Source organism: Ferruginibacter sp., from assembly GCF_031391665.1.
In the GTDB taxonomy this organism is placed as follows: Bacteria; Bacteroidota; Bacteroidia; order Chitinophagales; family Chitinophagaceae; genus Ferruginibacter.
Genome location: NZ_JANMUN010000150.1, coordinates 1 through 9,600, shown reverse-complemented (window position 1 = coordinate 9,600; position 9,600 = coordinate 1). Strand labels below are relative to the sequence as shown.

Here is a 9,600-nt window from a genome sequence, read left to right as displayed (position 1 = left end):
ATTATCAGTCAAAAATTTTACTGTAAACCAACGCTTTACAAAGCCCCTGTAAAAAATACTTCCCCATTTGTTTGGAAATGAAACCTAAACAGGCTTACCTTCGCCGTCCCAAAAAAGCAATAGCAATTTTGTTGCAGTTTTAAGGGCAGGGCCACCGGGATGGCGGAAACCCTGATTATTAAAAATCGCTGCTGCCCTGAATAAAAATATCAGCCAGAAGCAAAAAAAGAAAAAGATGAGCAAATTACATTTTACAACAAAACATGCGAACGAGGCTACCGTAAAACACAATTGGTACGTTGTGGATGGTACTAATCAAACCGTTGGTCGCATGTGTGCCAGAATTGCGGCTGTTCTTAGAGGTAAGAACAAAGCCTATTACACACCCCACGTTGACTGTGGCGATTTTATCATTGTTACCAACTGCGAAAAAGTAAAGTTAAGCGGTAACAAAATGGATGAAAAATTATACGATCACTACACCGGCTACCCCGGCGGACGTAAAGAAGAAGTAGCTAAGGATTTGCAAAAGCGCAGGCCCGAAGTGCTTATCGAAAGAGCCGTAAAAGGCATGTTGCCTAAAAACCGTTTGGGCCGTCAGATGTACAAAAAATTATTTGTTTACCAGGGTGCCGATCATCCGCACGGTGCACAACAACCAAAGGATCTAAAATTCTAAGGCCCCTCTAACTCCCCGAAGGGGAGAACTGGTGTCTGATTAATAAAAATACTTTTAAAGTAACAGGCTCTATAAAGCCTTCCCTTCGGGGAGGTTTGGAGGGGCTTCTAAAAAACAAAAATGGAAAAGCAAAAAAACGCAGTCGGCCGCAGAAAAGAAGCTGTAACACGTGTTTTCCTTAGTAAAGGAGAAGGCAAAATTACAGTTAACGGTAAAGACTATAAAGCCTACTTCCCGCTGGTGTATTTACAAAACCAGGTAGAAGCGCCTTTAAAAACTATTGAAGCAAGTGATAAGTACGATGTGGTAATTAATGCTACCGGTGGTGGTGTTAAAGGCCAGGCCGAAGCTGCAAAGCTGGGCATTAGCCGTGCCTTGCTTGAAGTAAGTGCCGATTTTCGTCCGGCATTAAAAGCAGCCGGCTTGCTAAAGCGTGACCCACGTTCTGTTGAGCGTAAAAAACCAGGTCGCAAAAAAGCAAGAAGAAGCTTCCAGTTCAGCAAGCGTTAAACCCCTATCCCCTAAAGGGAGAAAAGGAGAAGACCTTAGCAAAGAATATTGTTTTAATTATGCTAAGTATTTCATTTAAGAATACATTGCCGGATTTTAAACATTATCAATTATCAATTAAATAATTATCAATTTATAAATAATGGAAAATACTTCCTTACAACAACAGTTACTCGAAGCAGGTGTTCACTTTGGCCATTTAAAAAAGAAATGGAATCCAAAAATGCTCCCTTTCATCTTTGCAGAAAAGAAAGGTATTCACATTATTGACCTTAACAAAACTGTTGAGGGTTTACAGGAATCTGCAGCGGCATTAAAAGCCATTGCACGTAGCGGTAAAAAAATAATGTTTGTAGCCACTAAAAAACAGGCTAAAGAGATTGTGAGCGAATGTGCAAGAAAAGTAAACATGCCTTACGTAACCGAACGTTGGTTGGGTGGTATGTTAACCAACTTCAACACTATCCGTAAAAGCGTTAAAAAAATGCAGAGCATCGAAAAAATGCTTAACGACGGCAGCGCAGAAAATCTTACTAAAAAAGAACGCTTAACATTAAGCCGTGATAAAGAAAAATTGGAAAAAGTGTTAGGTGGTATTGCTGCAATAAGCCGTGTACCTTCTGCTTTATTTTTGGTAGATATAGGGCACGAGCACATTGCTATGGCCGAAGCAAAAAAATTAGGCATCAGCACTTTTGGTATGGTAGATACCAACTGCGATCCTAATAAAGTTGACTTTGCTATTCCTGCAAATGATGATGCTACAAAATCAATTTCTATTATTGTAAATTATTTAACTGCGGCTATTGCTGAGGGTTTGCAGGAGCGCCAGAGCGATAAAGATAATGAAGATGAACACAGCGATGTAGAAGAATCAGCAGAGGCAAAAGCAGCAAGGTTTGAAAAGAAAGCAGACGGCGGCGATGACAGAAATAAGCGAGGCGGCGGTGGTAGCAGAGGTCCTGGTGGACCGGGTGGCCAACCAAAACGCAGAATTGCTGGTCCGGGCCAGGGTGGTAGAAGACCGGCTGGTGGACCTGGTGGAGCAAGGTAAATAGCCCCATCCTATTGAACTAACGTTCGTTCTCTTGCAGAGAACCCCAGAGGGGAAGAGAAAAGGCGAAGATTGGAGCGAAGATTATGTTTGAATTTTATGAAGTATGTTTTAACGAATGCACTTTCTAATCTAAAACATTATCCATTATTAATTATTAATTATCCATTACAATGAGTGTTACTATAACAGCAGCAGACATTAACAAACTACGTCAAACAACCGGAGCCGGTATGTTAGACTGCCGTAAAGCATTAACTGAAAGTAACGGCGATTTTGAAGCAGCTATTGACTGGTTGCGTAAACAGGGCCAAAAGGTGGCGGCTAAACGCAGCGACCGTGAAGCTAAAGAAGGTGTGGTAATTGCACAAACTACTGCCGATAACAAAAGCGGTATTGTATTATGTGTAAGTGCCGAAACAGATTTCGTAAGTCTTAATGCAGAATTTGTAGCTTTTGTAAAAGCCATTGCAGATGCAGCCATTGCAAACAATGTAAATACAGCAGAAGAATTAAACGCAGTAACCATTGGCAACGAAACAGTAGCTGATATGGTGAATGATAAATTAGCCGCCATTGGCGAAAAAATTGCTATCACACGTTTTGAAAGAGTGAATGCGGAATACGTTGCTTCTTACATACACGGTGCAAACCGCATGGGTGTGTTAGCAGGGTTTAATAAAGTAGCTGTTGATGCCGGTAAAGATATTGCCATGCAAATTGCAGCAATGAATCCATTGGCTATTGACGAAACATCAATACCTGCAGAAACTATTGCACGTGAAAGAGCAATAGCTATTGATCAAATTAAAGCAGAAGGCAAACCAGCTGAAATGGCTGAAAAAATTGCTGTAGGTAAAGTAAATAAATTTTTAAAAGATAATACTTTATTGCACCAGCCATTTGTAAAAGATAACGGCAAAACTGTTGCTGATTACTTAAAGAGTGTTGATGCCGATTTAAAATTAGTAGAATTTAAAAGAGTAGCATTAGGCTAATACTTTTTTTCAAACTTTATAAAAAGGGTTGTTTCATTTATTTGAAACAACCCTTTTGCATTTACAAGTAATTGGGAAAAAAAAGTCCCGTACTGCTGCAATTGTGTATTAAGCGCCATAGCTTTTGTACAATCTATTGTACACAAAAATGTGGATTAGCTTAACAAAGCATGTGAAAAATTGCCTTTTTTATTGGCATATATTTTTCAGTTCATTATTATTCAATCATCAAAAAAATATTTTATGGATAAGAATTTAATGAACGAAGAAGCAGTGAATAAATTAAAAGAGCTGGCGATGGATATTGATATTGCTCTTTTTTGCACCAACTTAAAAACAGATGATGGTTCCACCTGCAGACCCATGAGTACACAGGGTGTAGATGATGATGGCACCTTATGGTTTTTTAGTGCTAAAGACAGTGATAAGAACAGGGAAATAAAAGAAAATAATCATGTGCAGCTTTTTTACAGCCACCCCGGTAAAATGAGCTACATGGTGGTGAACGGTACAGCTGAAATTTTGTTTGATAAAAATAAAATTGAAGAGTTATGGTCGCCATTGGTAAAAACCTGGTTCCAGGGTGGTAAGGATGATCCGAATTTATCACTTATAAAAATTACGCCGGTTAGTGCTTATTACTGGGATACCAAAGGAAACAAGATGATTAACTTTTTTAAAATGCTGGCATCTGTTGCTACAGGTAAAACATTAGTAGATGCAGAAGAAGGTGAGTTGAATGTAAAATAAAATTCCCTTTCAATATTTTTCTGTAATTAAAAAAGGCTGCTTCAATTTTAGTTGAAGCAACCTTTTTAGTTTTAAATATATTTTGGCTATACCAATTAGACATTGAAAGAATACTGTCAGCCTGAGCTTGTCGAAGGCGGGTTGGCCATCGCACCGGTTTTGACAGCCTCAACCTGACAGCTTTTTAATCAGGTAGATTCAATGTCTAATTGGTATTAGTTTACTTTTTCCAAATTAAGTGCAATAGTTTTTTCTTTAGAATTATATTTCATAATTAAAACGGTGCCCGGTTTACCTCTTGTAATATAGTAGCTTACTTTTTTTTCTTTTACAAGATCAAATCTTTTTTGCGTAAACCCCTTTTTAGGATCGATGGTTATGGCAACGGTACCATATTTTTCATCTCCAAAAGAACCCCGTGCCAGTATGGTTTTTTTCTGCCCGTCCATTCCTTCGTCGGTGTACATGTACCCAAACGCATGCATATAGGTAAGTAATCTTGCCATTAAACCAATTGACAAACCGTCGGTGGGTAATGATACTCTATCCTTATCTTTTTCAATTTTTTCTAAAGATTTCGCTTTAAAACTATTATCGACACGCAATAAAAACATATCCTCAATTGTAGCCTGTGCAGCGGAAGCGTTGCCTTTACTTAACACTTTCATTACAGCGCCACCGGCACTTACTGTTTTTCTAAAAAACTCACCTACCATCACCATACTGCCATCTGGCATTAAACAAATATCATGCGCCTTAATATAACCATCTTCCGATTTACTTTCATTTTTCATATTCAGTACGCTGCCCAAATCATTTTGATAATTAAAATGTTTTAATACTTTTATTTCTCCTGTAATGTCGTTAAGTTCTCCAATACTAAATCCAATTGGTTTTGAATTAGCAAACTTGTTACTTTCATCAAACATAGTAGAAACAATTTTTAATTTTCCATCTGTACTGTTTTTTATCAGCATAGGTTCAAAAGATAATCCACCCATGTCCATTGGCTTTTTAAATAATTCTTTACCTGTTTCAGTACTAAGGCCTACTAAAAAAATTGTAGCATCTCTTGCCATTACACTGGCCCTGTCCATTTCAAAAAATAAAACTGCATTAGGTGTTGTTGCTAGTAAATACAAATCGGTTCTGTCGCCTTTTTCGATGGTAATACTTTTTTCCCATTTTAATTTTCCATTGGTTCCAATCATTTGTACATCAACACCTCCTGTTTTTGCTTTACTCTGATATACACATACAAACCCTTTCCCTTCCACATTATCTATGCCTTCATAAATTGCTTCCATTTGCTCTGCAATTGCGGCACCAAACATTCCTTTTTTTACTTTTTCAGGGTCGTAAGGAACCATGCCTGTTTCTTTGCCCTTTAAATCAAATATTTTTACAAATCTTTTAAAACCATCTCTTTTATCTTCATCATAAAAACTTAATAATAATTGATTGGATTCGTAAACTGCTCTTCTTAAAATTAAATCTTTTGAACCCTCAAATTCATTATTGCCAAGAGGCTTTAAATTTTCATCTAAAATTTCTAAGCGGTACATTGCTGATTTTTTCAATTTATCTATTTTGTAAAAAAGAGCATAACCAACTATTTGTTTGTTGTTTGTAATTTCAACAGAGCTTTGCAACTCCACTTCAATTACGTTTTCTAATAATTTGCTTTGTGCAAAAGTGTTGGTGCTAAGCAATACGGCTATTGCAACAGCCATTAGTTTTAGTTTTTTCATTTTTTTTGTATTAAGTAATTGTATTTACTGTTGGGGTATTTATTTTTAAAGTTAGTGTAAGCAGTTATTGTATCCTTCATTTTTACCTGTGTGTTAAACATCATATTGGCAAAGTCAAAATCTTCTGCAGTGTTAGCGGTATTATTTTTTAAAAAGTAAACGGCCATCTTTTCTAAATCTTCGGTGCTGCAATTAAACAAAAAATCCTGGAGTTCTTTTAAATTACTGCCGGCTTCAGCATTAGTATTGGCGGCATTAAATCTTTCTAAATTTTTATCTTTATAAAATAATTTTGAAAAGCTGAGGGATAAAAAATTATAGTACGCTGTGGGGTTGTACTGATTCTTTAATGCAAAAATACACAGGTGAATGCATAGGCCCAGGCTGTTATTTTCGTATTTATCCCTCACCAGCTCCAGCATGGCTCGTTCTTTAAAATTTTTATCAAAACTGTTTAAGGTTGTACAACAATTTATTGTTGCCGGGTTATTGTTGCCGGCAATTGTTGCATACCGTTTAGCACAATCCGGATGTGTTTTTATGCTGTCGATATCTTTATCTGCATTCATGGTTATCTTCATTGCCGAAAGGCCATTGTATTTTACTTTCCTTATAAAATAAACAGAATCTATTGGAGCGGCAGCAAAAAAATCTTTTACAACATATAGTTTGTTCGATGTAAATAATTCTTCCACCTTATCTAACTTTAATAAAACCTTTGCTGCATTTGTTGTATTATAATGGGCTTTTTTTATCAGCAACACACCCAAACTGTCCGCCTCACTTTCTTTATAAGTGCTGTGCTTACCACTTTCAACAGTAAGCCCTTTCATTAGCTTTCTGTAGCGGTCAAATTTTCCATAATCTGCTTTTTTTATTTTCTTCAGCTCATCGTTAAACTCTTCGGAGGTAAGCATAGCAATACTTTTTTTAAGTTTGCTGTCGGTGTGGTTTAATAACTGGTGAGCAATTTCATGTGCAATTACCAGTGCCAGTTCATCATCATTGTCAATCCATAAAAACAAACCAAGGTTTATCATAACTGTGCCTTCGCCATAGCAAGCGGCGTTGGCAATAACAGAACGGTTAATATACAGGTGTATAGTATCAAACTTAAAATTTGTATTGGCTGCAATAATTCTTTTAAGAATACTGTTGCACTTATTTAACAGCAACGAATCTTTTACCAGTTCATCGTCTTCAAAAGCTTCTAATAAACTTTTGTTACCCGCTTTTAATATTTCTTCGTACCAGGCCTGAGATGATTTATCGGGATAAGTTTTAGGAACAGTGTATTTTTTTAATTGCGCTATTTTATCGGTGTAGCAGGTGGAGCTGAGTGGAGAAAAACTATTATCGCTTTGCTGTGCATTTACTGCAGCAGCTAAAAAGCTACTAAACAGCAGTGTAATTGTAAATTTTATACAAAACTGGTAAAAGGGTATTTGCATTAGTTTTAAGGGGATACAATTTTGAAATGTGAATTTAATACATTTTAATAATTAAGCGCCGATAATTTTGGTTACCCTGTAAAGCAACGAAAACGTACTTATTATATTGTTAGCTGTGGATAAAACCACGGCATAGCCGAAAAAGACACTAGCCCCTTATTTTTAAAATACCCACCACAGGGTATTGGGCAGGCTTTTATTTTTTGCACATTTACAGCCTAAACTTTTAAGAATGAAAAAATTGTTAACCCTTGCAGTAACTCTTATTATGGCTACTGTAATTTTTGCCCAGCAACCAGCAAAAGAATGGACAAAAAAATTTCCCGGTAATGTAAAATGGTATCAAATATCTGATGCCGGTATATTAGTAGTTTGTACAGGCGATGCATTGTACGGCCTTAACCCCGATACAGGAATAGAAACCTGGAAAGTAGATAACCTTGATGATGTAAAAGAAGAAAACTACGACCCCATTGAAGGCACTCCTTATGCTGCCTTAATTAAAAATAAATTTATGAGAGGTGCCGAGCATACTCTTATTGACGTGGTTACCGGCAAAGTAGTAGCCGATACAAAAGAGCTTGATCTTGCCAATGTGGTAAAGCGTATTCACGTACCTGAATTAAACAGCATGATGTTTTACGGTACTTCACGCAGTAAAGGAAAATTTCAAATGGTGATGGTATCGCTTGCCGATGGCCGCAAAGTATGGGATCAATTAAAATTATTTGATAAAAACAGCGAGGAAGTAGTATCCAACGGCTTGGCAACAAACGATGGTATTTATATTGCTACTACAAAAAACATTTATAAACTTAACCAGCAAACAGGTGAAGTGCTTTGGAGTGTAGATATGAAAACGGAAAAACCTGTGGTGGAAATGGAAGACAACAAAAAGGGCGGCTTTGGAAAATTAATGGGTGGTAAAGGAAAGCATATTGATTTAAGTGCCAGTGCAACATCAACCAGTGCCCAGTTTTTTTTAAAAGATAATAATAAAGACAAAGTGTATTTCTGGAACCAGGATGTACTGCTGGCTTATAATAACGCCGATGGTAAGCCGCTTACAAAAGAAGTGGAACTGCAATCGCCGGTGGCATATATTTTATACGACTCACACGGTATGCTGGTTACCACTACCGAAAAAACTCAAAAAGATCAGGCTACGCAAGGCGGAAGCGGTGGAGGATTAATGGGAAAAATAAAACGTAAATCGGCTTCGGGTAAAAACAGGGCTTCTATTTTATGTATTGATCCTGCAACAGGCGAAAATAAATGGGGCGATGAAATAGATTTAAAAGGCGATGTTAGTGCTTACAAATTAGTAGGCAACAAATTAATTTTAGCTACTGCAAAAGATGATGGTGATAATTACATCAGCATTATTGATTTGGATGCAGGAAAATCTGTAACCAAAAAACCATTATCTATTAAAGGAGAGATCAGGGATTTACAGGTGGTGCCACAGGGATTATACTACCGCACCTCCGACGAAATAAATATTTTAGATTTAGAGAGTGGTGATAAAACATGGAAAAAAGGATTTAAAGTAAAAAATTGTGTAGGTGATAACACCGGCAACAAAACTGGTTTTGTGTATGCTAACGATATTATTTATAAAGTTGATTTTGCAACAGGCGATTTAAACGAATGGGTAAAAGGAATTGATTTTAATGGTAAAGAAGATCCAACCTCTTTGCAGGTAAGGGATAATGGTGTACTGTTAACATCCGATCAAAATGCAACATTATATAACAACGATGGAAAAGTAGTGTGGCATTCTTACAACAAAGCTCCCGGCAGAACAGGAATGGGAAAAGTATTAAGCGGCCTTGGTGGCTTAGCATGCGCTATGGTTGCAGCAGGTGAAGCAAGCCGCAGTGCACAATTAAGTTATGCAAAAGGTTATTACGGCAGCACAGACCCTGGCTTAGATAATTCCATAAAAAATGCACAGGCCAATGCCTCCAATTTTGCAGGCGCTGCTGCAAGCAGTTTTGCATCAATCAGTAAAAGATTTAAAGCAACCATACAGGCCAACGATTTTATGACGGTGATGACCGCATTGGGTGGTAATAATGAAGCAAAAAATTCTGGTGCCGTAATTGTAAGTAAAGTTGATGGCAAAAATATGTCGAGTATGATGCTGGGAGATAAAACACCTGATTATAAATTAGATGAATTGGGCAGAATGATATTTCAAAAAAGTGATAACGACGAGATAAAGGGATTTAAGTTTTAAATAAATATTTTCTGGAAAAAATAGAATGGGTTGCAAAAATGCAACCCGTTTTTTTATTTGGCTAAAGCCTAGAACCTCAATTTGCATTACCACGCCTTTAAAGGCGTGGTAATGCAATGAAAATGCAATGGCTTTAGCCAAACCGTATTTGTTAAAAATTAATTT

The 9,600-nt window shown here is 36.9% G+C and carries 8 protein-coding genes; 6 read left to right on the top strand and 2 right to left on the bottom strand.

Going from position 1 to position 9,600, the window contains the following annotated elements; genetic code table 11:
- Window positions 1-235: 235 nt before the first annotated feature.
- From rplM to ACY651_RS10690, 5 genes are all read left to right on the top strand, one after another.
- Entirely contained in the window at window positions 236-679 is a 444-nt protein-coding gene (gene rplM / locus ACY651_RS10710) for a 50S ribosomal protein L13 (protein WP_462252521.1), read from the top strand.
- Window positions 680-799: 120 nt separating this feature from the next.
- Window positions 800-1,189, top strand: a complete 390-nt coding sequence (rpsI, locus tag ACY651_RS10705) for a 30S ribosomal protein S9 (RefSeq protein WP_462221692.1) — start codon at window positions 800-802, stop codon at window positions 1,187-1,189.
- Between the two features lie 142 nt (window positions 1,190-1,331).
- Window positions 1,332-2,243, top strand: coding sequence for a 30S ribosomal protein S2 (gene rpsB / locus ACY651_RS10700; protein WP_462252519.1), 912 nt, complete (start codon window positions 1,332-1,334; stop codon window positions 2,241-2,243).
- 173 nt (window positions 2,244-2,416) lie between these two features.
- Window positions 2,417-3,241, top strand: coding sequence for a translation elongation factor Ts (gene tsf / locus ACY651_RS10695; protein WP_462252517.1), 825 nt, complete (start codon window positions 2,417-2,419; stop codon window positions 3,239-3,241).
- 243 nt (window positions 3,242-3,484) lie between these two features.
- The gene (locus ACY651_RS10690; RefSeq protein ID WP_462252515.1) at window positions 3,485-3,991 is read left to right on the top strand and encodes a pyridoxamine 5'-phosphate oxidase family protein; all 507 of its coding nucleotides are present in this window, start codon (window positions 3,485-3,487) and stop codon (window positions 3,989-3,991) included.
- A 215-nt stretch (window positions 3,992-4,206) separates the two neighbouring features.
- Here ACY651_RS10690 and ACY651_RS10685 read toward each other — a convergent pair whose 3' ends face one another.
- Window positions 4,207-5,742, bottom strand: coding sequence for a DUF6770 family protein (locus ACY651_RS10685; RefSeq protein ID WP_462252513.1), 1,536 nt, complete (start codon window positions 5,740-5,742; stop codon window positions 4,207-4,209).
- The gene (locus ACY651_RS10680) at window positions 5,739-7,193 is read right to left on the bottom strand and encodes a M48 family metallopeptidase (RefSeq protein ID WP_462252511.1); all 1,455 of its coding nucleotides are present in this window, start codon (window positions 7,191-7,193) and stop codon (window positions 5,739-5,741) included. The genes ACY651_RS10685 and ACY651_RS10680 overlap by 4 nt, the downstream gene beginning before the upstream one ends.
- A 232-nt stretch (window positions 7,194-7,425) precedes the next feature.
- Between ACY651_RS10680 and ACY651_RS10675 the strand changes: the two genes are divergently transcribed.
- The gene (locus ACY651_RS10675) at window positions 7,426-9,435 is read left to right on the top strand and encodes a PQQ-binding-like beta-propeller repeat protein (RefSeq protein WP_462252509.1); all 2,010 of its coding nucleotides are present in this window, start codon (window positions 7,426-7,428) and stop codon (window positions 9,433-9,435) included.
- Window positions 9,436-9,600: the final 165 nt, after the last annotated feature.

What these genes read in the sequence shown, in the direction of transcription:
- ACY651_RS10675 (WP_462252509.1), top strand. Translation starts at nt 7,426, where the DNA reads ATGAAAAAATTGTTAACCCTTGCAGTAACTCTTATTATGGCTACTGTA.
- tsf (WP_462252517.1), top strand. Translation starts at nt 2,417, where the DNA reads ATGAGTGTTACTATAACAGCAGCAGACATTAACAAACTACGTCAAACA.
- rpsI (WP_462221692.1), top strand. Translation starts at nt 800, where the DNA reads ATGGAAAAGCAAAAAAACGCAGTCGGCCGCAGAAAAGAAGCTGTAACA.
- ACY651_RS10680 (WP_462252511.1), bottom strand. Translation starts at nt 7,193, where the DNA reads ATGCAAATACCCTTTTACCAGTTTTGTATAAAATTTACAATTACACTG.
- rplM (WP_462252521.1), top strand. Translation starts at nt 236, where the DNA reads ATGAGCAAATTACATTTTACAACAAAACATGCGAACGAGGCTACCGTA.
- ACY651_RS10690 (WP_462252515.1), top strand. Translation starts at nt 3,485, where the DNA reads ATGGATAAGAATTTAATGAACGAAGAAGCAGTGAATAAATTAAAAGAG.
- ACY651_RS10685 (WP_462252513.1), bottom strand. Translation starts at nt 5,742, where the DNA reads ATGAAAAAACTAAAACTAATGGCTGTTGCAATAGCCGTATTGCTTAGC.
- rpsB (WP_462252519.1), top strand. Translation starts at nt 1,332, where the DNA reads ATGGAAAATACTTCCTTACAACAACAGTTACTCGAAGCAGGTGTTCAC.